Origin of the sequence: Sodalis ligni, assembly GCF_016865525.2 — a bacterium.
Lineage (GTDB): Bacteria > Pseudomonadota > Gammaproteobacteria > Enterobacterales > Enterobacteriaceae > Acerihabitans > Acerihabitans ligni.
The window spans coordinates 4,020,369-4,046,805 of the sequence record NZ_CP075169.1 but is presented as its reverse complement, the minus strand read 5'-3'; the positions used below and the strand labels follow the sequence as shown (position 1 = coordinate 4,046,805).

The 26,437-nt window shown below is 57.4% G+C and carries 15 protein-coding genes and 6 pseudogenes; 8 read left to right on the top strand and 13 right to left on the bottom strand.

Going from position 1 to position 26,437, the window contains the following annotated elements:
• Nucleotides 1–93 precede the first annotated feature (93 nt).
• Nucleotides 94–1,852: pseudogene (radD, locus tag GTU79_RS18820) on the bottom strand (DNA repair helicase RadD).
• A 399-nt stretch (nucleotides 1,853–2,251) separates the two neighbouring features.
• On the opposite strand from radD, the gene rsuA reads away from it, so the two are divergent.
• The 3 genes from rsuA (at nucleotide 2,252) to GTU79_RS18805 (ending at nucleotide 5,376) form a co-directional block, all read left to right on the top strand.
• Nucleotides 2,252–2,962 carry a 16S rRNA pseudouridine(516) synthase RsuA gene (gene rsuA, locus GTU79_RS18815; protein ID WP_203523454.1) on the top strand — a complete coding sequence of 237 codons (711 nt, stop codon included), beginning with the start codon at nucleotides 2,252–2,254 and terminating at the stop codon, nucleotides 2,960–2,962.
• Between the two features lie 99 nt (nucleotides 2,963–3,061).
• Entirely contained in the window at nucleotides 3,062–4,210 is a 1,149-nt protein-coding gene (locus GTU79_RS18810; RefSeq protein ID WP_420854193.1) for a Bcr/CflA family multidrug efflux MFS transporter, read from the top strand.
• Nucleotides 4,211–5,034: 824 nt separating this feature from the next.
• Nucleotides 5,035–5,376, top strand: a complete 342-nt coding sequence (locus GTU79_RS18805; RefSeq protein WP_214513258.1) for a YejG family protein — start codon at nucleotides 5,035–5,037, stop codon at nucleotides 5,374–5,376.
• A 29-nt stretch (nucleotides 5,377–5,405) separates the two neighbouring features.
• Here GTU79_RS18805 and yejF read toward each other — a convergent pair whose 3' ends face one another.
• The 9 genes and pseudogenes from yejF to GTU79_RS18760 form a co-directional block, all read right to left on the bottom strand.
• Nucleotides 5,406–6,998 carry a microcin C ABC transporter ATP-binding protein YejF gene (gene yejF, locus GTU79_RS18800; RefSeq protein WP_203523453.1) on the bottom strand — a complete coding sequence of 531 codons (1,593 nt, stop codon included), beginning with the start codon at nucleotides 6,996–6,998 and terminating at the stop codon, nucleotides 5,406–5,408.
• A 2-nt stretch (nucleotides 6,999–7,000) separates the two neighbouring features.
• Entirely contained in the window at nucleotides 7,001–8,026 is a 1,026-nt protein-coding gene (locus tag GTU79_RS18795) for an ABC transporter permease (RefSeq protein WP_132927352.1), read from the bottom strand.
• Nucleotides 8,023–9,120, bottom strand: coding sequence for a microcin C ABC transporter permease YejB (locus tag GTU79_RS18790; protein ID WP_132927354.1), 1,098 nt, complete (start codon nucleotides 9,118–9,120; stop codon nucleotides 8,023–8,025). Before GTU79_RS18790 ends, GTU79_RS18795 begins: the two co-directional genes overlap by 4 nt.
• 13 nt (nucleotides 9,121–9,133) lie before the next feature.
• Entirely contained in the window at nucleotides 9,134–10,942 is a 1,809-nt protein-coding gene (locus GTU79_RS18785; protein WP_214513257.1) for an extracellular solute-binding protein, read from the bottom strand.
• 505 nt (nucleotides 10,943–11,447) lie between these two features.
• Nucleotides 11,448–12,019 (bottom strand): annotated as a pseudogene (gene mepS / locus GTU79_RS18780) (bifunctional murein DD-endopeptidase/murein LD-carboxypeptidase).
• Nucleotides 12,020–12,423: 404 nt separating this feature from the next.
• Nucleotides 12,424–13,137: a phosphatase PAP2 family protein gene (locus GTU79_RS18775; RefSeq protein ID WP_203523451.1), complete on the bottom strand. Its 714-nt coding sequence runs from the start codon at nucleotides 13,135–13,137 to the stop codon at nucleotides 12,424–12,426.
• Between the two features lie 47 nt (nucleotides 13,138–13,184).
• Nucleotides 13,185–14,163 (bottom strand): annotated as a pseudogene (locus GTU79_RS18770) (CobW family GTP-binding protein).
• A gap of 34 nt (nucleotides 14,164–14,197) precedes the next feature.
• Entirely contained in the window at nucleotides 14,198–14,770 is a 573-nt protein-coding gene (gene yeiP / locus GTU79_RS18765; protein ID WP_132927363.1) for an elongation factor P-like protein YeiP, read from the bottom strand.
• A gap of 30 nt (nucleotides 14,771–14,800) precedes the next feature.
• Complete coding sequence (locus GTU79_RS18760; RefSeq protein ID WP_132927365.1) at nucleotides 14,801–16,051, bottom strand: sugar efflux transporter; 1,251 nt, start codon at nucleotides 16,049–16,051, stop codon at nucleotides 14,801–14,803.
• A gap of 446 nt (nucleotides 16,052–16,497) precedes the next feature.
• Between GTU79_RS18760 and fruB the strand changes: the two genes are divergently transcribed.
• From fruB to fruA, 3 genes and pseudogenes are all read left to right on the top strand, one after another.
• Complete coding sequence (gene fruB / locus GTU79_RS18755; RefSeq protein WP_203523449.1) at nucleotides 16,498–17,631, top strand: fused PTS fructose transporter subunit IIA/HPr protein; 1,134 nt, start codon at nucleotides 16,498–16,500, stop codon at nucleotides 17,629–17,631.
• Nucleotides 17,628–18,583, top strand: a pseudogene (gene fruK, locus GTU79_RS18750) (1-phosphofructokinase). Before fruB ends, fruK begins: the two are co-directional and overlap by 4 nt.
• 49 nt (nucleotides 18,584–18,632) lie before the next feature.
• Nucleotides 18,633–20,281: pseudogene (gene fruA / locus GTU79_RS18745) on the top strand (PTS fructose transporter subunit IIBC).
• A gap of 47 nt (nucleotides 20,282–20,328) precedes the next feature.
• Here fruA and nfo read toward each other — a convergent pair.
• Nucleotides 20,329–21,185: pseudogene (gene nfo / locus GTU79_RS18740) on the bottom strand (deoxyribonuclease IV).
• 96 nt (nucleotides 21,186–21,281) lie between these two features.
• On the opposite strand from nfo, the gene yieE reads away from it, so the two are divergent.
• Nucleotides 21,282–22,169 (top strand): DNA-binding transcriptional regulator YeiE, encoded by an 888-nt coding sequence (yieE, locus tag GTU79_RS18735; RefSeq protein ID WP_132927375.1) that lies wholly within the window; start codon nucleotides 21,282–21,284, stop codon nucleotides 22,167–22,169.
• A 477-nt stretch (nucleotides 22,170–22,646) separates the two neighbouring features.
• Nucleotides 22,647–24,167 carry an amino acid permease gene (locus tag GTU79_RS18730; protein WP_203523446.1) on the top strand — a complete coding sequence of 507 codons (1,521 nt, stop codon included), beginning with the start codon at nucleotides 22,647–22,649 and terminating at the stop codon, nucleotides 24,165–24,167.
• A gap of 12 nt (nucleotides 24,168–24,179) precedes the next feature.
• On the opposite strand, the gene fghA is transcribed toward GTU79_RS18730, so the two are convergent.
• Together fghA and GTU79_RS18720 are read right to left on the bottom strand one after the other, a co-directional pair.
• Nucleotides 24,180–25,025: an S-formylglutathione hydrolase gene (gene fghA / locus GTU79_RS18725; protein ID WP_203523445.1), complete on the bottom strand. Its 846-nt coding sequence runs from the start codon at nucleotides 25,023–25,025 to the stop codon at nucleotides 24,180–24,182.
• A gap of 266 nt (nucleotides 25,026–25,291) precedes the next feature.
• On the bottom strand, nucleotides 25,292–26,416 hold the full coding sequence (locus GTU79_RS18720) for an S-(hydroxymethyl)glutathione dehydrogenase/class III alcohol dehydrogenase (protein ID WP_132927381.1): 1,125 nt from the start codon (nucleotides 26,414–26,416) through the stop codon (nucleotides 25,292–25,294).
• Between the last annotated feature and the right edge of the window lie 21 nt (nucleotides 26,417–26,437).

Here is a 26,437-nt window from a genome sequence, read left to right as displayed (position 1 = left end):
CAGGCGACCCAGCAGCGGGCTGGATAGTCTTGCTTTAGAGTAAAGCGGGCGGAATTCTACCGGATTATGCGCCCGGGGGCAAATAAAACCCGGTCACGGACGCAACTCATGGGCCAGTCGGTAGCGGCCCTGGTAGTCAAAAAGTTTTTCCCGTATCCGCCAGAAACGGCCCTGCCGGCGGGCGACGACAAAATCCGGGTGGCGTAGCAGCGGCGCGGCGGCGCAGATATCCGCCGCGGTGCGCCAGGGCAGCGGAACGCCCGGCGCCCTCTGGTGCGGCCGCAAAAACCGGTAATCGAACAGCCGCCGCTGCGGCGGGGGGGGGAGGCGAAAACGTTCGTCCACTTCGGCGCCGTCTTCATCATGATAGGTCACCCGCAGCCATTCGCCGTGCTCATCGCCGCCAACCGCCAGCGACATGCCGCTGCAGCGCAGCACCATGGCATCTTTTAACCGCAGGGCGGCTTTGAGCATATCATCGGGATCCACCATCAGATGATCGCACTGGTGGCAGCGGCGGGCGGCAATGTCGTTTTCGGCGCCGCATTCGGGACAAATTTTGAATCGGAAGCGGAAATCGCACTGCCGCCGTTCGCCGCCGTCATTTTCCTGCCAACCCTGGCAGCGCCGGCCGTAGTGCTCAATCACGGCGCCGTCCGGCGCGGTTTTACCCCAGAAGGTGTTGGCGAAGCCGCACAGGGGGCAAAACACCTGTACCGGTTTGCCGGCTCCGGGGGGTTTGGGCTGTCCGATTTCGGGAAAAAACAGATCATGGCCGTTACCGGCATAGTCCAGAATGACGCAGCGGCTTTTACCCGGATATAACCGCAGGCCGCGACCGACTATTTGCTGATAGAGACCGACGGATTCGGTGGGCCGCAGGATAGCTATCATATCCACGTGAGGGGCATCGAAGCCGGTAGTAAGCACCGCGACGTTCACCACGTACCTCAGCGCCTGTTGCCGGAAGGCGTTAATCAGGCTATCGCGCTCGGCAAAGGGCGTTTCGGCGCTAATCAACGCCGCCTGATCCGGCGGCAACAGGGAGAGAATCTCGCCGGCATGCTCGACGGTGGCGGCGAAAATCATCACACCGCGTTTATCCGCGCCGTATTGTCGGATCTGGTTGACTATCAACGGCGTGACCCGGCGCTGCCGGTGCAGCTCCCGTTCAGGTCGGATTCGGCATAATAGCCGTTCAGGCTCGGGGCGAGCCGGCTGAAATCGTATTGCAGCACCGGCATATCGAGGCGTTCCGGCGGCACCAGGAAGCCATGCTTAATCATATAGTGCAGCGGCAGTTCATAGATGCATTCGCGGAAAAACAGTTTTCATCACCCCGCACCATACCGTGGTGGTGGTACTGGTAAATCCAGCCTTTACCGAGGCGAAACGGGGTGGCCGTCAGGCCCAGGATGCGCAGGTCGGGACGGGACAGGCGCAGATGCTGGATAATCTGCCGGTACTGGCTGTCGCCGTCGTCGCTTAACCGATGGCATTCATCCACGATCAGCAGCGAAAAGGCCCCATCGAACAGCGGCAGGTGGCGGGCAACCGACTGGACGCTGCCGAAGACCACTTTGCCCTGGCTGTCGCGCCGCTTTAAGCCGGCGGCGAAAATATCCGCCTCAAACCCCAGCGCCCGGTATTTTTCGTGGTTTTGCGCCACCAACTCTTTAACGTGGGCCAGTACCAGGACACGACCGCGGGCCAATCGAGCCAGTTCGGCGATGACCAGGCTTTTGCCGGCGCCGGTGGGGAGGACAATCACCGCCGGCTCATGATGATGGCGGAAATAATCAACCGCGGCGTCCACCGCCTCCCGCTGATAAGGACGAAGGGTAAACGACATCAAAAACGCTGTCCCGAGGTAAGGCAAAACATAACGAAATCAATATGACTGCGCATCAATTTCATGGTGATAATAAATGTACCTAATAGCTTTCGAGTTATAGCGCTTGCGCTGGCCCGAAGGGTGGACCTCAGGGATGAGGTTCATCATCCCAGGAGCTTAGACAGCTAAGTGACTGGGATAAGCGAGCGCAGCCAACACCGCTTCAACTTGAAAGATGAAGGATAGATGGCGTTGTTCGCTAGGCTTGGAACCCAAGCCCCGTTATACTGCCATGTATCTCTAGCCCATGCGGCCCTTTCTGTTCAATTCCACGGCATCCCGGTGAATACCGGACGCGGCGACGCGCTCGGCCGTGGGATTGGCAGGCGTTTAAAGATTACAGGCAAAACAGACTTAATGCGACTGGACAAATTTCTATCTCAACATTTAGGCATCAGCCGTGCGCTGGTGCTGCGGGAACTCCGCGGGAAGCGGGTTACGGTGGACGGCGAAATCATCAAGCAAGGGTCGTTTCAACTGCTGCCGCAACACGAAGTGCGTTTTGACGGCAACCCGCTGCAACAAATCATCGGGCTCCGCTATTTCATGCTGCATAAGCCCCAAGGCTATGTTTGTTCCACCGATGATCCGGATCATCCCACCGTGCTTTATTTTATGGATGAACCGGTGCCGGATAAATTGCATGCCGCCGGCCGCCTTGATATCGATACCACCGGACTGGTGCTGATGACCGATGACGGCCAATGGTCCCACCGGATTACCTCTCCCAAGCACCATTGCGAAAAAACCTACCGGGTGACGCTGGCGGAACCTCTCTCCGGGGACGCCGCGCGGCAGATAACCGAGGGCGTGATGCTGCATGGAGAAACCCTGCCTACCCGTCCGGCGGTGCTTGAAGCGCTGTCGGAAACGGAAGTGCGGCTGACCATCAGCGAAGGGCGCTACCACCAGGTGAAAAGAATGTTCGCCGCCACCGGCAACCGGGTAGCGACCCTGCATCGCGAGAGCATTGGCGCCATCGTGCTGGATGAGAACCTGCAGCCGGGAGAATACCGCCCGTTGACCCGCGAAGAAATCGACAGCATCGGCGCACCGGTGAAGAAGTAAAAATTGCCGCCTGGCAGGGCGGCTCAAAAGGAGTGGTATAGCGTGCAAGCGTCACAAAAATCCCATATCGGGTTGATTGTCATCCTCGGTCTGTTGTCCATGCTGATGCCCCTGGCCATCGATATGTATTTACCGGCCATGCCCACCATTGCCGCCGAGTTCGGCGTCAGCGACGGCAGCGTGCAAATGACCCTTAGCGCTTATGTCCTGGGATTCGCCGTCGGCCAGCTTTTTTACGGACCGCTGGCGGACAGTCTGGGGCGCAAGCCGGTTATTTTGTTCGGCACCTTTTGTTTCGCCCTGGCCGCCGCAGCCTGCGCGTTATCCCACTCGGTTGATCAGCTGATTTACATGCGGTTATTGCATGGCTTATCCGCCGCCGCCGCCAGCGTGGTGATCAACGCTCTGATGCGCGATATGTTCACCAAAGACGATTTTTCCCGCATGATGTCGTTTGTGGTGCTGGTGATGACGGTGGCGCCCCTGCTGGCGCCGCTACTCGGTGGCGCCCTGCTGCTGCTGTTCAACTGGCATGCCATCTTCTGGATCATGAGCCTGGCGGCGCTGGTGGCTAGCGTGCTGGTGCTGCTGTATATCCGGGAAACCCTGCCCCGGGAGCGGCGGCAGAAATTTCACCTGCGCACCACCATAGGCAATTTCGGCGCGCTGTTCCGTCACAAACGGGTTTTTTGCTATATGCTGGCCAGCGGCTTCTCGTTTGCCGGCCTGTTCTCGTTTCTCAGTGCCGGCCCTTTTGTCTATATCAATATCAACGGCGTTTCGCCGCAGCATTTCGGCTACTACTTCGCCCTGAACGTGGTGTTCCTGTTTATCATGACGCTGATAAACAGCCGCAGCGTAGGACGCTTCGGCGCGCAGCGGATGTTCCGGCTCGGGCTGCTTATCCAACTGCTGATGGGCATCTGGATGGTTATCGTGTGCGCTTTCAACCTGGGCTTCTTGCCGCTGGTCATCGGGGTAGCGGTCTTTGTCGGCTGCGTGGCGATGGTGACCTCCAACGGCATGGCGGTGATTCTGGATGATTTCCCCCATATGGCCGGTACCGCTTCCTCCCTGGCCGGCACCCTGCGTTTCGGCGTAGGCGCCGTCGTCGGCGCGGTTCTGTCGCTGGCAACCTTCAACAGCGCCTGGCCAATGGTCATCTCCATGGCGTTCTGCACCCTGACCGCCATGCTCTGCTACGTTTACGCCAGCCGCCCGCGCCGTAGCGCCAAGGCCACCGCCTAACGCCGGTAGCCACTTACCGCAGCGGGCCAAGCCCGCGATCGCCCAGCGTGCAACGAACGTGTTAAAGGGAGAGCGCGCCAATGAGGTCGAATCGGCCATTTTTGGCCGACCGAGCGCCTCATGGCACGCTAGGCCCGCGATCGCCGAACGTTTAACGAACGTGTCAAAGGGAGAGCGCGCCAATGAGGTCGAATCGGCCATTTTTGGCCGACCGGGCGCCTCATGGCACGCTAGGCCCGCGATCGCCCAGCGTGCAACGAACGTGTTAAAGGGAGAGCGCGCCAATGAGGTCGAATCGGCCATTTTTGGCCGACCGGGCGCCTCATGGCACGCTAGGCCCGCGATCGTCGAACGTACGAAGAACCTGTTAAAGGGAGAGCGCGCCAATGAGGTCGAATCGGCCATTTTTGGCCGACCAAGCGCCTCATGGCACGCTAGGCCCGCGATCGCCGAACGTACGAAGAACCTGTTAAAGGGAGAGCGCGCCAATGAGGTCGAATCGGCCATTTTTGGCCGACCGAGCGCCTCATGGCACGCTAGGCCCGCGATCATCGAACGTACAAAGAACCTGTTAAAGGGAGCGCGCGCCAAGGGGTATGTTCGATAAATGTAAACCAAAAGCTGGCGATAAGTTATGCAAATGCATAAAAAGTTGTTGTGTTTGTCGATTTAACGCGGTACATATAGGCCGAAAAGAGATCTGGCTCTCATTTTTGCGGTTAAAAAGACATTTGTGTAAACAATAAAGTCCTATATGTCATTCTAACATTATTATTTTGTGATAAAATTGTTACCAGCCATTTGATTACCTTTGGGGAAAGGCAGTGAATAATTTACAATTATCCGTCATACATCGCCTGCCGCAATCTTATCGCTATTTAAACGGATTTTGCGGTCTCAAGGTTGAGCCCATTGACTCGGTGGGCAAAGGGGAGAATGAACTGGTGGGCCTGACGCTGCTGAACCATGAGGGCGGCACCGCTTGGCAAACCATGCGGGAACTGGCGGGTTCACTAATGGAAATCCAGATTTCCTGCTCCGTGCTGGAATATGAAGGACAGCCTTGCCTTTTTTTACACCGAGATGATGAATGTACCGCGCTATGCCGCCTGAAAAACATCGGCGTGGCCATTGCCGAACCGGCCGCGGCACCCCATATCATCTGAAACAGGCTGCCTGAAGGGCCCTCCGGGCTCTACTGGTTGCTGGATTGCAACAGCTGCTTAGTATAGTCCGCCGCCGGTGAATCAAAGATTTGACGGCACTCTCCCTGTTCCACCACTTCCCCCTGGCGCAACACAATCACCTGATGGCACATTGCCCTCACAACCTGCAAGTCATGGCTGATAAAGAGATAGGTCAACTGATGTTTTTCCTGCAGCGACTTCAGCAGTTGCAGGATCTGCGCCTGAACCGAACGGTCCAGGGAAGAGGTGGGTTCATCAAGGATAACCAGCTCCGGCTGCAGAATAAGCGCTCGGGCTATGGCGATGCGCTGCCGCTGGCCGCCGGAAAACTGATCGGGATAGCGGTTGCGGGTGTCGGGATCCAATCCCACCTCCTGCAAGGCGACAATCACCCGCCGTTCCTGTTCCTCCGATGAATAATGATGGTGAACCCTCAGCCCCTCCACCACGATTTGCGCCACCGTCAGCCGCGGGTTAAGGGCTGAATTCGGGTCCTGGAATACCACCTGGATGCGGCGCCGTACGGGAAGCATCTGCCGCCGGTTAAACTGATGCAGCGGCTGGTCTTCAAACCAGATTTCCCCGTCGGATTGCAGCAGGCGCAGCACCGCCAGCGCCGTTGTGCTTTTGCCCGACCCGGATTCGCCCACCAATCCCATGCTTTCGCCGCGCCGCAAGGTGAAAGTAACGTTGTTCAATACCCGTTTTTCCATCACCGAGCGCCGCAGCAGTCCCCGCTGTACGGAAAACGACACCCCCAAACCGTTAACCCTGAGCAAAGGGGCGGCATCTTCGTCCACTGGCAGGGGACAGCCGCCGTGTTCAGCCGCCAGCAACTTACGGGTATAGGCATGGCGCGGAGCGCTGAAAAGCGTTCCGCAGGGGCTGATTTCCACGCATTTGCCATCCTTCATCACCGCCACGTTATCCGCCAGCCGGCGGACGATATTCAGATTGTGCGTGATAAACAGCAGCGCCATGCCCATTTCCCGGCGCAGATCGGCCAATAATTGCAGAATTTGCGCCTGGACCGTGACATCCAGGGCGGTGGTGGGCTCATCGGCTATCAGTAATTTCGGCCGGGTCAGTAACGCCATGGCGATCATCACCCGCTGCCGCTCGCCGCCGGACAACTGATGGGGAAAATCCCTTAGCCGCGAAGAGGCATGGCGAATCCCCACCCGATCAAGACTGGCGAGCACTTCGGCGCGGGCGGAATCTCCCTTCATGCCCCGATGCAGAATCAACACTTCCAGCAGCTGCTTTTCAATGGTATGCAGCGGATTAAGGGAGGACATGGGTTCCTGGAAGATCATGGCGATATCGTTGCCACGCACCCGCCGCAGCGCGGTTTCATCCGCATGGAGGAGGCTTTGTCCCCGGAACAGGATATCACCGTGGCTATAAACGGCGGGAGGGGACGGCAGTAAGCGCAGCACCGATAACGCGGTCACGCTCTTGCCGGAACCGGATTCTCCCACCAGGGCCAGGGTTTCGCCGGCGTTGACGGTCAGGGATACCTCATCCACCACCTGACGGCAAGTTTCCCCCTGGCGAAAGGCGACGCTCAGCGCTTGGATCTGCAGTAAAGGTGCGGTCATGGTTAATGGCCCTTGCCGGGGTCGAAAGCGTCGCGCACCGCCTCGCCGATAAAAATCAAAAGCGACAATACCAGGGCCAGCATCACAAACGCGGTAATGCCAAGCCAGGGCGCCTGCAGGTTGTTTTTGCCTTCCAGCAGCAAATTACCCAGGGAAGGCGAACCCAGCGGTAGACCAAAACCCAGGAAGTCCAGTGACGTCAGGGTGGTTATGGAGCCGCAGAGAATAAACGGCATAAACGTCAGCGTCGCCACCATGGCGTTGGGCAGCATATGGCGCAGCATAATCATCCCGTCGCTGACCCCCATGGCCTGGGCGGCGCGGATATAGTCAAAGTTGCGGGTGCGCAGGAATTCGGCCCGCACCACCCCCACCAGGCTCATCCAGCCGAACAGCACGGTGATGCCCAGCAACCACCAAAAATTCGGCGGCACCACGCTCGACAGCAGAATAATCAAAAACAGCGTCGGCATACCCGACCAGACTTCGATAAAGCGCTGGCCCCACAGGTCCAGCCTGCCGCCGTAGTATCCCTGCGTGGCGCCGGCGATAATGCCTATCAGGCTGGAGAACAAGGTCAGGGCCAGTCCGAACAGCATCGACAGTCGAAAGCCATACAGTAAATTCGCCAGCACGTCTTTGCCGGAACTGTCGGTGCCCAGCCAGTTTTGCGCATTGGGCGGCGAAGGGAAGGGGACCTTGGTGGCGAAGTTGATAGTGCGGTAGTCGTAGCGAATGGGCGCCCAGAGCGTCCAGCCGTGGGATTCCAGCCGGTGCGCGACATAGGGATCGCGATAATCCGCCGCGGTGGCCAGCTCGCCGCCGAAGGTGGTTTCGTTATAGTTGAACAGCAGGGGAAAATACAACCGCCCTTCATAACGAACCAGCAGGGGCTTGTCGTTGGCCACCAGTTCCGATCCCAGGCTTACGGCGAACAACAGCAAAAACAGCCATAACGACCAGTAGCCGCGGCGATTACGGCGAAAGCGCGCCCAACGCGCCTGGTTTACCGGGCTTAATCCGCTCATTGCCGTCCCTCGAAATCAATGCGGGGATCCACCAATGTGTAGGTCATGTCGCTGAGAATATTCAGCAACAGCCCGATAAGGGTAAAAATATACAGGGTGCCGAACATCACCGGATAATCCCGCTGCAGGGTGGCATCGTAACCGAGCAGCCCTAGTCCGTTGAGGGAAAACATCACTTCAATCAGCAGCGAACCGGTGAAAAACATGCTGATAAACGTCGCGGGAAAACCGGCTATCACCAGCAGCATGGCGTTGCGGAACACGTGGCGGTAGAGAATCTGGTTTTCATCCAGCCCCTTGGCCCGGGCGGTGATGACGTACTGCTTGCGGATTTCATCCAGAAACGCGTTTTTGGTTAGCATGGTCAGGGTGGCGAATCCGCCGATGACCGTGGCCAGCACCGGCAGTGTGATATGCCAGAGGTAATCCGTGATTTTTTTATACCACGGCAGGCTGTCGAAATGGCTGGAGACCAGACCGCGCAGCGGAAACCAATCCAGATAGCTGCCGCCGGCAAACAGCACTATCAGCAATATGGCGAACAGAAACGCTGGAATGGCATAACCGACGATAATCAGCGTGCTGCTCCAGACATCGAATCCGCTGCCGTTATGGACCGCCTTCCTGATGCCCAGCGGAATGGACACTAAATAAATAATCAGCGTGCTCCATAGTCCCAGGGTAATGGAAACCGGCAGGCTCTCTTTTATCAATTCCATGACCGACGATCCGCGAAACAGGCTATCGCCGAAATCAAACCGCACATAATTCCACAGCATGGTGAAATAGCGCACGTGCAGCGGCTTGTCAAAGCCATAGCGCTTGGTGATTTCAGCAATGACCTCCGGATCCAGTCCGCGGGCGCCGCGATACTGGCTGTCGCCGATTTGTCCGCCGTGCAGCGCCTGGACGCGGGCGGTGGGATCGGTGTGGCCGCCGCCGGAGAAACCGCTTTGCTGACCCGTTTCAATGGCGGCAATGGCCTGATCCACCGGGCCGCCGGGAGCAATTTGCACGATAAAAAAATTCAGCGTAATGATGGCCCACAGCGTGGGAATGACCAGTAATAATCGACGCAATAGATATGACGTCATGCAAGCCCCTCTGTTAGCGCCGTTCCGCAGGCAATTTCGCCGACCGGTTGACATCGTACCACCAGGTGTCGAAACCCAGCGCATAAGTAGGACGAATTTCCGGCATGGCGAATTTATCCCAATAGGCCAACCGGGTCTGATGGGAGAACCACATGGGGATCATAAATTGATTCCAGGTCAGCACCCGGTCCAGGGCCCGTCCAAGGGAAAGCAGGGCTTTTTCGTCCCCCTGGTGATGAACGATTTCATTGATCAGTCGGTCGATGGCGGGATCCTTTACCCCCGGTCGATTATAGGTGGATTCCACATAAGCCGAACCCCACATGATCTGCAAATCCCCACTGGGATAGGGGAACGGCGCGTAGGTGGCGGGCATCATATCAAAATCGCGCTTGCGCAGCCGGTTGGTGAATTGTGCGCTGTCCACTTCCCGAATCTGGAGGGTAATGCCCAGCCGCTGCAGATTATGCTGGAACGGCAGGATATATTGGCTGTTGTTGCCGCTCATCAGCATCATTTCAAACTGGAAGGGTTTACCGGTTTTACTGTTCACCAATTGCTGGTTTTTCAACTCCCAACCGGCCTCTTTTAACAAGGTGAGCGCCTTGAGCAGGTTTTTCCGATCGTATCCGCTGCCGTCCGAGACCGGCGGATGGTAAATATCGGTAAAGACTTCCGGCGGGATCTGCCCTTTCGGCGCCCCCAGCCAGGCCAGCTCGGCGGCGTCGGGATATCCTCTGGCGGCGTAGTCGGTATTGATAAAATAGCTGTTGACCCGTTCATAGCCGTTAAAGAAAAGCGCCTTGTTCATCCATTCGAAATCAAATGCCAGGCCGATGGCCTCGCGCACCCGCCTGTCGGCGAACAGCGGACGCTGGATATTAAACGCCAGCCAGGGCGTAGTGACCGGAGCGTTATTGGGCACTTCCTGTTTGACGATGTAACCACGGTCAAAATTACCGCCGTGGTACTGAGTGGCCCAATTTTTCGGCGAAGTTTCCACCCGCAGATCGTAGGCGCCGGCTTTAAAGGCCTCCAGCGCGACATTGTCGTCCAGGTAATAGTCATAACGGATAGTATCGAAATTATTACGCCCGCGATTCACCGGCAATGTCTCCCCCCAGTAATCCTTGACCCGGGAGTAAGTGACGTACTGGCCCGTGCGCCAGGCGGTGATGCGATAAGGACCGCTGGCCGGAGGCGGCGAGGACAGCGGGTCGCTCAGTTTGTGATGTTGCCAGAAGCTTTCCGGCAAAATGGGCAAGTCCAGCAAACCCAGCATTTTGTCTTTATCGGGCTGGGGGAATTCATAACGCACAGTCAGCGGCGCGATGGCCGTGGCGGTAACGCCTTTATAATAAAGCCTGAACTGGGGCACCCCTTCGGTCATGAATTTGTTGAAGGTAAAGGCGACATCCCGCGCGGTGATAGGCTGGTGATTATGATAGCGGGCCCGGGGATTGATGGTGATTTCAATCCATTTGAAATCCGCCGGGTAGCGAGCGGACTCCGCCACCAGCGGGTAATAACTGCCCATTTCATCGTCGGAGGTGGTGAACAGCGAGTCATAGAGCTGATCGGTCCGCATGGCGGCGGAGCCACGCAAAGCGTAACGGTTGAAATTGTCAAAGGTGCCGATGGCGGCCAACGTCACGGCTCCGCCTTTGGGGGCGGCGGGATTGACGTAATCGAAATGATTGAAATCACTGCTGTACTTTGGCTCTCCCAACAGCGCAAACGCATAACCTTCGTTAATGGCCTCGGCGTGCGGACCGTAGCTAACGATACTGAAAACCAGCGCTATCCAAAAACGTAAAAACATCAGGTTACGCTCCTGCGCAGATACTGACTGACTCAAGCTGAATAACAAGGCCATCATGCCGGCAATGTGCAGTATGACTGCGTTTATTATAATAGCGGTAATAACGATATAAATAATTTTAATGTCAAAATTATTAGCGATTTTTTTTGTTTATCGCGTTAGGCAAATCGAGGGGAGTGGCAGTGAGAATCCAGCGGTGCGCCGCGCCGGCTCTATCATAATTTATCGGCGAGTGCAACGAATAATAGGGTAAATATTTAAGGAAAATGTTTCCTGAATTGTTCTTATTTTGCCTTATGCAGCCGTCAGGAAAGGCGGCTCATTTATTAATGAACGTTCATTAACTAAAGTCTATGGCCGTTAATTCCATTAACTTAAAGCAAATTATTAATTAAGTAATCTAATTATGAGATTTACAAAACTTTAAGAATGAACATAAAAAGCCGCCTTATTAAGACGGCTTTTTCTCGTTCGGCATGCAGGGCGTTTAAATAATAACCATTATTTAGCTTTGTGTACCGTGGACCAGTACCCTTCGTGCTTCGCGATAGCGTTTTTCCAATAATCTTCATTCATGCTGGAAATCATCACACCACTGGTGGTTGAAGCATGAACGAATTGATCATTACCCAGATAAATTCCCACGTGGCGACCGGTGGAACCGGCATGGAACAACACTAAATCACCCGGACGCAGCTTGGTGCGCTGGATTTTAGAGCCCATTCCCTGCTGTTCCGTGGTGGAACGGGGTAATTCAAGGCCGAACTGCTCTTTGAAGGTCATTTGGACAAATGCTGAACAATCAATACCGCGTTTGGTACTGCCGCCTAGCCGATAACGCACGCCTTTCCAGACGGCATATTGATCCATAATTTTCGTTTTAATGTCGACATTACGGACCATTTCTTCAAATTGATCCTGAGAGGCTTGCAGTGAAGACTGATCATTATCATTAACTGCATGCATCTCAGCGGTTTGCCTGGAACTCTGAGAACTACAGGCGGAAAGTACTACCGCTACCGCCACTGCGGGGATGAGCCGCAGAACATATCTCAAAATAGGTTGAGATTTGACCATTATAAGTGTTATCCCTTAAAGTCCTTAGCGACGGTGCCGCTATAAAATGCCAAACGAATCGAGAATAAAGCGCAAATACCAATCGACCAACTATTATTCCTGCATTGTGTGGTTTCTCTCACACATTTTAATTGGTATAAATATCAGTCCATGAGTACAGCGAATTCGAGGTTACCGTAATGAATAAGGGAAAGCGAGAATTTTTATCGACTAATTTATAACTTTTCATGATGTGAAAGTTTGATGAAAATAAAGTTAAAAAATGGATCTGAACAATAACATCTCAACAGAGAAGGGCGGCGGACGGGGAATGTTGCCCTGGAGGAGAGGGTAAAGGGGGTCGCCCGGCGTTAACGCTTTTTAAGGTAGACCGTGCAAAGCATTAACGCCGACATAATGAAATCCTATTGAAACCTGTTGATCCGCGCGCCCGGCAGAAGATGATTAATGCGGTTCACCAGCTTATCGCAGGCGTCGGTAAGCAGCCACCAGCTCAGCCCCACCAAGAGCACCGACAGCGAACCCACCGCGATATCGGTAAACCAGTGGGCGCCGATCATCAGCCGGGGCAGCGAGAAAACCACCAGGATCGCCAGGCCGCCGATAAACGCGCGCCGGCCGAAATAGCGCCACATATAAACGGCGAAAATCATCAGCATCATGCCGTGGTCGCCGGGAAAGCTGTCCGCGGAGGCGTCTTTGGTGGGGATATCCACAAACTGCGATACGCGCGCCACGCGAGGGTCATTTTCGAAAAACAGCGTCGGACTGGGGTGGCTGACGGGCAGCAAATGGCCCAGCTGATTGAGCACCACCGCGGAAAGCAGCATCACGATACCGATACTTAACATGCGGTAGCGCTCTTCCTGGCCGGACCGGCGATAGTAATAAAAATACATTGCACCCATGAACAGCAGGGCAATGGCATCAAAGGCCCGGTAATTGGTGACGGCCAGGAACAGGGCAAAGGCATGGTTCTGGGTCATCAGACGGTTGAAATGCAGGAAAATGGATGAATCGATGGTGAACCAGAAACCGTGATCCGGCGGGAGATACCAGGAAAAGAAGAGCACAACTCCCGCTAGGTTGAGGGCTATGATAGCCGGTAAGCGTTGCATGACTCGGGACCCATTCAGAAATTAACATTAATGTAATAATAATAATGCTAATTTAAACGCGCCCTCAACAAATTCGATTGTAAAATATTCCATTCGGCTGGCGCAGGGTTGATCAGTTCGATTCGGCTGTCGGGAGGCGGCGCCGGGCGGGTCTCGATAAAGAGGGAATCCCCCTGGCGATTGACCATCAATGCCCCTTCAGCAATGCGCATAACCCCTTTGACCCGTTCTACCGGCGCCAACCGCGCCCATTCCAGCAGGCGGACGGTATCAAAAACCGTTTCGCCGTCAAAAATCCAGCCGCAAGATTCATACCCCTGGCCGCGGTTCAACGCACGGCGCCAGCCGGCATTGGCGGGCAGGCTGAGGGCGGCCAGACCGGTTTTGGCGGCGGGGACGGCGTGGTGGTGCGTTCCTCGGGCAGTTCCCGCAGGTTGCGCCGCGGACTGTCCAGCAGCACGAGGAAATATCGCCGCGGGTGGCGCCGATAATCGGCCTTTCTCCGCCATGGTCACGGGCCCAGGCCGCGAGGAGTTCCCGATCGCGCGGGGCGTAGCTATCCTGCTTATTGGCGATAATGATATCCGCCGCCGCCAGCTGATCGCGAAAATTCTCGTTGTCGGTATAACGCGCGTCGCTGAGCTGGCGCGCGTCAAGCAGGCAGAGGGTCGCCTGCAGGTTTATCCAGCTTTCATAAAACGGCGAGGCGAGCAGGCGGAGGATTTCTTTCGGGTGGCCAAGGCCGGTGGGTTCAATAAGCAATCGGTCAGGGCGGCCGCGCAGCAGCAGGCTATTAAGCCCTACCTGCATCGGCAGGCCGTTGACACAGCACATGCAGCCGCCGGGGATCTCTTTGAGAAAAGCGCCGCTATCGGCCAGCAGGGCGCCGTCGATACCTATTTCGCCGAACTCGTTCACCAGCACGGCCCAGCGTTCATCAGCCGGCTTGTGCGCCAGCAGGTGCAGCAGGGTGGTGGTTTTCCCGCTGCCGAGAAAACCGGTTACCAGGGTCGTTTTGGCGGTCATAGCGTTGCGCTGCGCCGGTGGCGGGGTCGATACATCAATCGGCGCGGCTCATATAGCGGCGTTCGGCCACGTGAATACGGATTTTTTCGCCACTGTTAAGATATTCCGGTACCGATACCGTCAGGCCGGTGCTCATCAGCGCCGGTTTGGTGCGGGCGCTGGCGGAGGCTCCCTTGATGCCCGGCGTGGTCTCGACAATATCAAGATCAACCGTCTGCGGCAGCTCCAGCGCCAGCACCTGTCCGTCCATGGTCAGCACCTGCATGCCGGGGATGCCGCCTTCGGGAATAAACAGCAGCTCGTCTTCGATTTGATCTTTTTTAAACGGATAAGGCGTGTAATCCTCGTCGTCCATAAAGATATATTCATCACCGTCGATGTAAGAAAAGGTCACCGACCGGCGGACCAGATCAATGGTGTTGAGGATATCGTCGCCCTTGAAACGCTCTTCCACTTTCAGCCCGGTGCGGACATCGGAAAAACGCATCTTGTAAAGCGTACTGGCCCCGCGTGCGCTCGGGCTTTGAATATCAATATCTTTTACCAGCAACAGTTTGCCGTTGTAGTTCACCGCCATACCGCGCTTAATTTCGTTTGCTCTAGCCATTAACGTGGACCTGTATAATTGTGTCGGAATCTATGGCGACACGTTACCGTTGCCGGGCGTTCCAGGCAAGGGGGAAGTGTGTGTGTCGCGGGGCAGCGGCGAATCTACATCACGGATGCGCCACATGCAATAACCGGCGCCGGCAATCATAAGCAATGCCACATAAAAAACCCCGTGCAATTGCCAGATTTCAGATATCAGCCCGGCCAGCGATCCGGCGAAAATCCAGCCGACCCGGCCGGTATTGGTAAACAGCGTCGTGGCCGCGCCGGCCTGGCCGGGCATCAGATCCTGAAAATAGATCATGCCGATACCCGCCAGTATACCGATGAAAACCGCATTGAGCAGCTGCAGCAGCAGCAGCGCCGTGGCATCGGTAAACAGGATAAGCCCCAGGTAGAACAGCAGGCCGGCTGCCACGGCGATGCGCATCAATAAACGATTGCCATATTGCTTGGAAATATAGCCGGCAATAAGCATGGTGGGGATTTCCAGGCCGGCGGCGGTACCCATCATGATCCCGGCCATTTTTTCCGGCAGCCCCAGTTCATGGATCAGGTATAAAGGCATGTTGATAAGGTACATGCAGTTGCAGGTCCACATCAGGGTACAGGCGGAAAACAGCAGCAGCGTATCCCGGCGGTTGCGCCGAGGGGCTTCCATCACCGCCTCGGTTGTAAGCAGCGACTTGCGCATGGTGGGCAGCAGCATCCACACCAGGCCGCCGCATACCACAAAGGTGGCCGCCGCCATCATATACATGGCCTTGAAACCAAAACCCAGCGCCAGGGCAAAGGCCAGCGGCGGACCAATCACCCAGGCCAGGGAGACCTGCGCGCGCATCACCGAGCTGAACATCACCGACTCGCGGCCGCTGTGATCCGCATGCTCCCGCGCCAGGGCAAACAATTGCGGGTTGGCGGTGGAACCGAAGCTGGTGAGCAGTACGCCGAAGATAAGCAGGACAAAATAGTTGCGGTTGAAGGCAAAAAGCACGCAACCCGCCGCCCCAAGGGCGCAGCATTGGAAAATCAGCATTTTGCGGTCGCCCTTTTTATCGGAACGGCCGGCCAGGAACTGGCTGACCGCAATGCCTATCACGGCGCTGCCGGTGTAAAACAATCCCACCATAAACGGGCGTGCCTGCACATCGGTGGAAAGAAAAAGGCTCAACGTCGGGAGTTGCAGCGCGCCGGCAATACCGGAAAGAAAAGCGATAACCAGAAATGCCGAAGCGGTCATATCCGGTAGACGCCGCGAAAGGGCGATAGGCGTATGCATGATAATGAGGTCTGAATCAAAAACGGAGGAGGACGCGGGCATCATACGCCGGTTATGCCAAAACGAAAGTCTCCGGCGAAAAATAATACAATCAAGGCCCGTTCCTGACATTTTTTGCTAAAAATCCCCTTGGCCGTCATTCAATCCCAGGTATTACCGGTCTTAATGGCATAAACGGAGAATTGGTCTCCCGGTTCGTAGCAGGGCGCTTCAGCTGCACTTCAGCTTTAGCGGTAAAAACCGGTATTTATTGATATCATGTCAGCAAAATGTGCGTGGCTTCAAAGATTCAATAGGAATAATTCGCCGATGCTTGCATTCGATTCCGCAACGTCGGAAACTTTATTGAAACGTTTCAGCGTCATTTCCGGGATCGGTTCCAGAAGATGGCGCGATTATTTCCCATTAAAGCTGAATCGATTCAATTTCAGCAAGCGAGGAGAAGTATGTTTGAGTTGTCACTGAACGATATTCACCTCGGTGCCCAGGCCCCGAACAAGCAAGAGGCTATTACGCGGGTGGCCGCGGCGCTGACGCAGGCAGGCTACGCGCGGGAGGGCTACCTCAACGGCATGCTGCAGCGCGAACAACAAACCTCGACTTTTTTGGGCAGCGGCATCGCCATTCCCCACGGAACCACCGATACCCGCGACCTGGTGCTGAAAACCGGCGTCCAGGTATTTCAGTTCCCCCAGGGTATCGACTGGGGCGATGGACAAATTGCCCATGTGGTTATCGGTATCGCCGCCCGTTCCGACGAACATCTGGCGCTGCTGCGTCAGCTGACGCACGTATTAAGCGATGAAAAGATGGCGGACCGTCTGGCCACCACCACCGATGCGGAAGAGTTGCGCAGCGTGCTGACCGGTGAACGGCTGCCGGCCCCCTTCCTGTTCGATATTTCGCTTATGGCGCTGGATATCGCCGCTGAAGATATGATGACCCTCAAGGCGCTGAACGCCGGCCGCCTGCAGCAGGCCGGGGCGGTGGATGCTGATTTCGTCAGCGACGTGGTGAGCGGCGTTCCGCTGAACCTCGGCCAGGGCATCTGGCTGAACGACGCCACCCGCGGCAATCTGGCCAGCGCGGTGGCGGTGAGTCGTCCGCTGGCGGCGTTTAACCTGGACGGAGAGTCGGTTGCCCTGCTGGTAACGGTGGCCATGGCGGACGACCAGCCGCTAAGCGTATTGAATACCCTTGGCGATCTGGTGCTGGCGGGGCAGTCGGAACGCCTGCTCACCGCCGATGCGCCCGCGCTGCTGGCCTTGCTCAGCGGCGAAGCGACGCAGCAGGGGTCGTTGCTGAGCGCGGAATTCGTTATTCGCAACGAGCATGGGTTACATGCCCGGCCCGGCACCGCCCTGGTGAATGTCATCAAACAATTCAACAGCGCCGTCACCGTCACCAATCTTGACGGCAGCGGCAAGCCGGCCAACGGCCGCAGCCTGATGAAGGTCGTGGCCCTTGGCGTTCAAAACGGCCACAGATTACGTTTTACCGCCGACGGCGCCGATGCTGAACAGGCGCTGAAAGCCATTGGCGAGGCAATTGCCTCCGGACTTGGAGAGGGTGTGGCATGAGCAGGCGAGTCGCAACGATTACGTTGAATCCGGCCTATGATCTGGTTGGATTCTGCCCCGCCATTGAGCGGGGAGAAGTGAACCTGGTGCAAACGACCGGACTGCACGCGGCGGGAAAAGGGATAAACGTAGCCAAGGTGCTTAAAGACCTGGGTATCGATGTCACGGTAGGGGGCTTTTTGGGCAAGGAAAACCAGGACGGTTTTCAATTATTGTTCAGTGATTTGGGTATCGCCAACCGCTTTCAGGTGGTGCAGGGGCGCACCCGCATCAACGTCAAGCTGACGGAAAAGCAGGGCGATGTAACCGATTTCAATTTTTCCGGTTTTAACGTGACGCCGCAGGATTGGGAACGTTTCGTCAATGATTCCCTGACCTGGCTCGGCCAGTTCGATATGGTGGCGGTGAGCGGCAGCCTGCCCACGGGCGTTGCGCCGGAAGCCTTTACCGACTGGATGATAAAACTGCGCAGCCATTGTCCGTGCATCATTTTCGACAGCAGCCGCGAAGCGCTGGTGGCCGGTTTGAAAGCGGCGCCCTGGCTGGTAAAACCCAATCGCCGCGAACTGGAAATCTGGGCCGGGCATAAACTGCCCACCCTGGCGGATGTGGTCCCCGCCGCTCACGCACCGCGGGAACAGGGCACCGCCCACGTGGTTATCCCTCTGGGGGGGGAGGGGGCGTTGGGGTTAACGCCTCCGGCGCCTGGCTGGCAAAACCGCCGGCCTGCGAAGTCGTCAGCACGGTGGGCGCGGGGGATTCCATGGTAGGCGGCCTGATTTACGGTTTGCTGATGCGCGAATCCAGCGAGCATACGCTGCGCCTGGCCACCGCCGTAGCGGCGCTGGCGGTAAGCCAAAGTAATGTCGGCATCACCGATCGTCCACAGTTGGCCGCCATGATGGCCCGGGTCGAATTAAAACCTTTTAATGACCGGCAGGAGACAAAATGAAAACGCTGCTGAAAAATAGAGAGCGCACGGGGGAAGGCACGGGGGCCATCTGGTAAAAAAATTACTGGCGGCCGCTGCTGCCGATGCCGGGCTGCCCCTGGTGGATTCCGCGGATGATGCGGAATTGGTCGTGGTGGTAGACACGCCCGCCGTTGCTGACGCCGGGCTGAACGGGAAAAAGGTCTTTTTCGGCGAGGCCGCCCAGGCCGCAAGCCGGCCCGCGGCCTTTCTGGCGCAGGCAAAAATGCCGCCGAAATCTACCAGGCGCCGGCCCAAAGCGGCGCGACGCCGCTGTCATCGTCTAACGGTCCGAAGCGCATTGTCGGCGTGACCGCCTGCCCCACCGGGGTGGCGCATACCTATATGGCGGCGGAAGCCATAGAAGGGGAAGCGAAAAAACGCGGCTGGTGGGTCAAGGTCGAGACGCGCGGCTCGGTGGGAACGGGCAACGCCATTACCGATGAAGAGATCCGGCAGGCGGATCTGGTTATCGTGGCCGTGGACATCGAAGTGGATTTGAGTAAATTCGCCGGTAAACCCATGTACCGTACCAGCACCGGCCTGGCGCTGAAAAAGACCGCGCAGGAGCTGGATAAAGCGGTGCAGGAAGCGGTGGTGTACCAGCCGGACAGCCAGAAAAGCGGGGCCGCGGCGGGTCAGGAGAAGAAGACAACCACCGGACCCTATCGCCATTTGCTCACCGGCGTCTCTTATATGCTGCCGATGGTGGTGGCGGGGGGGCTTTGCATTGCTTTGTCCTTTATTTTCGGTATCCATGCGTTTGAACAGCCGGGCACCCTGGCCGCGGCATTGATGCAAATCGGCGGCAAGTCGGCCTTTGCGCTGATGGTTCCGGTACTGGCGGGCTTTATCGCCTTCTCCATCGCCGATCGTCCGGGGCTGACGCCGGGGCTGGGGGGCGGCATGCTGGCGGTCAGCACCGGCGCCGGTTTTATCGGCGGCATCATCGCCGGTTTCCTGGCGGGCTATGTGGCAAAGGCCATCAGTACCAAGCTGCCGCTGCCGCAAAGCATGGCGGCGCTGAAACCCATCTTGATCATCCCGCTCATCGCCAGTTTGATAACCGGGCTGGTAATGATTTACGTGGTGGGTACGCCGGTGGCTAAAATTCTAGCCGCCTTGACCGGCTGGCTGCAATCCATGGGCACCGCCAACGCCGTGCTGCTGGGGGCGATTTTGGGCGCCATGATGTGCAGCGATATGGGCGGTCCGATCAATAAAGCCGCTTATGCCTTCGGCGTCGCGCTGCTCAGCACCCAGACCTATGCGCCGATGGCGGCGGTGATGGGTGCGGGCATGGTGCCGCCGCTGGGCATCGCCGTCGCGACGCTGCTGGCGCGCAACAAATTTGAGAAAACCGAACGCGAGGCCGGCAAGGCCGCATTTGTCCTCGGCCTGTGTTTCATCACCGAAGGCGCCATTCCTTTCGCCGCGCGAGATCCGTTTCGGGTTATACCCAGCTGCATGATTTCCGGCGCGGTAACCGGAGCGTTGTCCATGTTCTTCGGCGTGAAACTGATGGCGCCCCACGGCGGGATGTTCGTCTTGCTGATACCGGGAGCCATTACGCCGGTGCTGCTGTATCTGGTGGCCATTGCCGCCGGCACCCTGCTGCTGGGCGTGCTGTATTCCATGCTCAAACGTTCGGATCAGGAGCTCGCCAAAGCGCTGGCCTGACAGACCCGGCGGCCCGGCCCATACCGGGTCGCCGGATACCAAAGGGCCTAATCCTTATTATGCCTGCCGTCCATGGATTTCAGCCAGGCGATTTCCTCGGGCCAGATAGCGGGATTCACCGTCTCCAGGATAAGCGGGATGTCATCAAAACGCTTATCCCCCATAATCCAGGCAAAAGCGGTTTTGCCGATATTGCCTTCCCCCAGGCTGTGATGGCGATCGACCCGGCTGTTCAATGCGGTTTTGGCGTCGTTAAGGTGCATGCCGCGCAGGTACTTAAATCCGACGATACGGGCAAAATCCCCGAAGGTCTGCGCACAGGCCTCCTCGGTGCGTAAATCATAACCGGCGGCAAAGGCGTGGCAGGTATCGATACAGACTCCCACCCGGTTCTTGTCTTCCACATGATGAATAATCGCCGCCAGATTTTCAAAACGAACCCCCAGGTTACTGCCCTGGCCGCCGGTATTTTCAATCACCGCCGTCACACCCTCGGTTTTATCCAGCGCGATATTAATGGATTCGGCGATGCGCGCCAGGCATTTTTCTTCTTCGATTTGCTGTAAATGGCTGCCGGGATGGAAATTCAGCAAGGTCAACCCCAGTTGCTGACAGCGGGTCATTTCGTCAATAAAGGCGTCGCGGGACTTTTGCAGCGCTTCCTCTACCGGGTGGCCGAGATTAATCAGATAACTGTCGTGAGGCAGGATATGCGCGGCCGGGAAACGGTATTTTTCGCAGGCGGCCTGGAATTTTCAATATCCTCTTGGGCCAGATCCGCCGCTTTCCATTGCCGCTGGTTCTTGGTAAATAACGCAAACGCCGTCGCATCGAGTTCATGGGCACGGATCACCGCCTGATCCGCTCCGCCCGCGGCGCTGACATGGGCACCAACATATTTCATGACTTTCTCCCCGAATTTCGATGGGTTAACATGATTCTAAAGAGCAATACTACATCATAGGGGAGTTACCCCCTAATGGCAGGATCCCAGCGTCTCATGCATATCACCTTGCGCCAGTTGGAAATTTTTACCGAAGTGCTGAAAAGCGGCTCCACCACCCAGGCCTCCGCCGTCATGGCGCTTTCGCAGTCGGCGGTGAGCGCGGCGCTCACCGATTTGGAAAATCAGCTGGCGGTGAAACTGTTCGATCGCGTCGGCAAACGGCTGGTGCTAAACGAACACGGCCGGCTGCTCTACCCCCGCGCGGTGGCGCTGCTTGAGCAGGCCGGAGAAATAGGCCGGCTGTTTCACCAGGGGAATGGCGCATTGCGGCTGTTTGCCAGCAGCACCATCGGCAATTACATCCTGCCGGAGATCATCGCCGCCTACCGGCGGGATTTTCCCGATGCCCCGCTGGCGCTACAGGTGGGGAACAGCATGGATGTAATCAACGCGGTGATGGATTTTCGCGTCGATCTGGGACTGATTGAAGGCCCCAGCCACAACCCGGCGCTGGTAACGCAGCCTTGGCTGCGAGATGAATTGGTGGTGTTCGCCGCCCCGGACAATCCGCTGGCGGGGCGGCCCCTGACGCTGGAACAGCTGGCGGACGCGCCCTGGATACTGCGGGAACAGGGATCGGGCACCCGCGAAATCGTCGATTATCTTTTACTGGCGCAACTGCCCCGTTTCCAGTCGGTCATGGAACTCGGCAACTCCGAAGCCATCAAACACGCGGTGCGCCACGGCCTGGGCATTAGCTGCCTGTCCCGCCGGGTAGTGGCGGAAGCCCTGGCCCTAGGCACGCTGGTAACGCTTACCCTGCCTCTGCCGCCGCTGATGCGCACCCTGTATCTGGTACACCACCGGCAAAAACACCTCTCCCAAGCGCTGACACGGTTCCAGCAATACTGCCAGGGCCGGCCCGCCATCACCGAGGCCTGAGACGGGCGTGTTAAAGGGAGACCGTGCTGTTGGGGTCGAAGCGGGCGTGGTTTTACCGCCCGCCGGAGCGCCCCACAGCGCGGTAGGCCCGCGTTCACCGATCGCGCAGCGAGCGTGTTAAAGGGAGACCGTGCTGATGGGGTCGAAGCGGGCGTGGTTTTACCGCCCGCCGGAGCGCCCCACAGCGCGGTAGGCCCGCGTTCACCGATCGCGCAGCGAGCGCGTTAAAGGGAGACCGTGCTGATGGGGTCGAAGCGGGCGTGGTTTTACCGCCCGCCGGAGCGCCCCACAGCGCGGTAGGCCCGCGTTCACCGATCGCGCAGCGAACATGTTAAAGGGAGCGCGTGCCAAAGGGAGTATCGCTAATAATACCCCCTCCATTATGAAGCTCTCTAATAACAGGGCAGCTAAACTCCCCACCGCTGTTCTTTTTGGTACAATCCGCCGTCGAATTTTTCATGGACAGACAACATCATCATGCGAGAAACCCACAGTGACACCCGGCCTGTTCCGGGGCTGCGTCGTGAACTCAAAGCACGTCACCTGACAATGATCGCCATCGGCGGCTCCATCGGCACCGGCCTGTTCGTCGCCTCGGGCGCCACCATCTCCCAGGCCGGTCCGGGTGGGGCGTTATTGTCATATATCCTCATCGGCCTGATGGTCTATTTCCTCATGACCAGCCTCGGCGAACTGGCGGCCTATATGCCCGTATCCGGATCCTTCTCCACCTACGGCGCCCGCTACGTGGAAGAAGGCTTCGGTTTCGCCCTCGGCTGGAACTACTGGTACAACTGGGCGGTAACCATCGCCGTCGATCTGGTGGCCTCGCAACTGGTAATGAGCTACTGGTTCCCGGCCGTGCCTGGCTGGATCTGGAGCGCGCTGTTCATGGCCATCATGTTCAGCCTCAACGCCATCTCGGTAAAAGGTTTCGGCGAAGCCGAGTACTGGTTTTCGCTGATCAAGGTTGTGACGGTCATCATTTTTATCGCCGTGGGCGTACTGATGATAGTGGGTATCCTGCGCGGCGGCGAAAGCGCCGGCTGGCATAACTGGCAGGTAGGCAACGCGCCGTTTGCCGGCGGTTTCCCGGCCATGATCGGGGTAGCGATGATTGTCGGCTTCTCTTTCCAGGGCACCGAGCTTATCGGCATCGCCGCCGGCGAATCCGCCGACCCGGCGAAAAATATTCCCCGGGCGGTACGCCAGGTATTCTGGCGGATCCTGCTGTTTTATGTGCTGGCTATTCTGGTGATAAGCCTCATTATCCCTTACACCGACCCCAATCTGCTGCGCAACGATGTTAAAGACATCACCGTCAGCCCCTTTACCCTGGTGTTCCGCAATGCCGGACTGCTTTCCGCCGCGGCGGTAATGAATGCAGTCATTCTGACGGCGGTGCTGTCGGCGGGCAACTCCGGCATGTACGCCTCCACCAGGATGCTGTATACCCTGGCCTGCCAGGGCAACGCGCCGAAAATATTCGCCAAATTGTCCAAGGGCGGCGTGCCGCGCAACGCGCTGTATCTCACCACCGTCATGGCCGGCCTGTGTTTCCTCACCTCCATGTACGGTAACCAGACAGTGTATCTCTGGCTGCTGAACGCCTCCGGCATGACCGGGTTTATCGCCTGGCTGGGCATTGCCATCAGTCACTACCGTTTCCGCCGGGGTTATATGATCCAGGGCCGTGATCTGGCGGAATTGCCGTATCGCGCGGGCTTTTTTCCCCTGGGACCGATTTTCGCCTTTGTGTTATGCCTGTTGATTACCCTGGGCCAGAATTATCAGGCTTTTCTTCAGGACCGCATCGATTGGTACGGCGTCACCGCCACCTATATCGGCATTCCCCTGTTTCTGGTGATCTGGCTGGGTTACAAATGGCGGCACGGAACGCATCTGATTCGCTACCAGGACATGACGTTCCCCGGCCGCAGCGATGACTACTCAGCCGACGAACGCGTCCCGCTGCGCAGCCAAACAGAAGGGAAATAGGGCTCCCCCTGATCAGGCGTTCAGATACCCCGCATGGAAGCGCAGGTGATCCTCGATAAAACTGGCGATAAAGAAATAGCTGTGATCGTAACCCGGCTGCATGCGCAGCGTCAGCGGCCAGTTCTTCCGCCGCGCCGGTTCCTCCAGTTTTTCCGGCTGCAGCTGCAGCCCCAGGAACGGGTCCGCATCCCCCTGATCGATTAATATCGGCAGGGGTCTTGCGTCCTCGGCCGCCAACAGGCGGCTGCTGTCGTAGGCGTGCCATGCATTTTCATCGTCCCCCAGATAGGCGCCGAAGGCCTTGCGCCCCCAGGGCACGTCGCAGGGATTGACGATGGGGGCAAAGGCCGAGACGGACCGGAATCGCCCCGGCAGGCGCAACGCGAGCATTAACGCGCCGTGGCCTCCCATGGAGTGACCCATCACCGCCTGCCGGTCGCTCAAGGCAAATTGCGAATGCACCAGGGCCGGCAGTTCGTCGGCCATATAATCAAACATCCGGTAATGCCCGGCCCAGGGCGCCTGGGCGGCATTAAGATAAAACCCGGCTCCCTGGCCCAGATCATAGGCTTCGTCATCCGGCACATCCTGGCCGCGGGGGCTGGTGTCGGGCATGATAAGCGCCAGATTGAGTTCGGCGGCCACGCGCTGCGCGCCGGCCTTCAGGGTAAAGTTCTCGTCGTTGCAGGTCAGGCCGGAGAGCCAGTAAATGGCATGGGGCGGCTGCTGCTTATCCGCCGGCGGCAGGAAAACGCTATAGGTCATCGGTCCGCCGGTACTGGCGGAGTGGTGGCGATAGCGATACTGCCGGCCGCCGAACAGCCGGTGTTCATCGATACATTCGGGGTTCATTTCCATCGGGCGCTCCTGTTGCTTATCCACTATACCCGTCATACTTCAAGTTGCAGGTGTGTTGGCAATACTCGGCCCCTCCATGGGCCTCGCCCCCTCGGGGCCGCTGCAAGCAGCGTTCAAATCTGCTCCCGGCAGATTTGTCCTCGCTCACCCCAGTCACTTACCTGAGTAAGCTCCTGGGGATTCGCTGCGTCGCCGCCTTCCTGCAACTCGAATTATTTAGGGTATATACCGTAAAACCCCAGCCTTGCTGCCGGGGAGATGGCTGTTCAAGGACGGAAATGGATCACCGAACGAATGGATTTGCCGGCATGCAGGAGTTCAAAGGCGTCGTTGATCTTCTCCAGGCCCATGGTATGGGTGATAAAATCATTGAGCTGGAACTCGCCGTCCAGATAGCGCTGTACCAGTCCGGGCAGCTGCGAGCGTCCCTTAACGCCGCCAAAGGCCGAACCGCGCCATACCCGCCCGGTCACCAGTTGGAACGGCCGGGTGGAAATCTCTTCGCCGGCGCCGGCCACGCCGATAATCACCGATTCGCCCCAGCCTTTATGGCAGCACTCCAGCGCCGAACGCATCACATTGACATTGCCGATACACTCAAAGGAAAAATCCACGCCGCCTTGGGTAAGTTCGACAATCACCTCCTGGATGGGTTTATCATAGTCCTTCGGGTTGATAAGATCGGTAGCCCCCAGTTTCAGCGCCAAATCGAATTTACCGGTGTTGACATCAATGCCGATAATGCGTCCGGCGCCGGCCATTTTGGCGCCGATAATCGCCGACAGTCCGATGCCCCCGAGGCCGAAAATCGCCACGCTGTCCCCTGGCTGCACTTTAGCGGTATTGATCACCGCGCCCATGCCGGTGGTCACGCCGCATCCCAGCAGGCAGACTTCTTCCAGCGGCGCTTCCTTGCTGATTTTGGCCAGGGAAATCTCCGGCACTACGGTGTATTCAGAGAAGGTGGAAGTACCCATATAATGAAAAATAGGTTTACCGTCCTTGAAGAACCGGGTGGTACCGTCCGGCATCAGCCCTTTACCCTGGGTGGCGCGGATGGCCTGGCAAAGATTGGTCTTGCCTGAGCGGCAATATTCGCATTCGCCGCATTCGGGAGTATAAAGGGGGATCACATGGTCGCCGGCCGCCACGCTGGTAACGCCTTCGCCCACCGCTTCCACCACGCCGCCGCCCTCATGGCCGAGAATCACCGGAAAAACCCCCTCCGGATCCTTGCCCGACAGGGTATAGGCATCGGTATGGCAGACGCCGCTGGCGACAATACGCACCAGCACTTCTCCTTTTTGCGGCGGCATTAAATCCACTTCTTCCACTGACAGGGGAAGATTAGGGCCCCAGGCGATGGCGGCGCGGGTTTTGATCATTTGCATAGAATAACTCCTTTTATACCC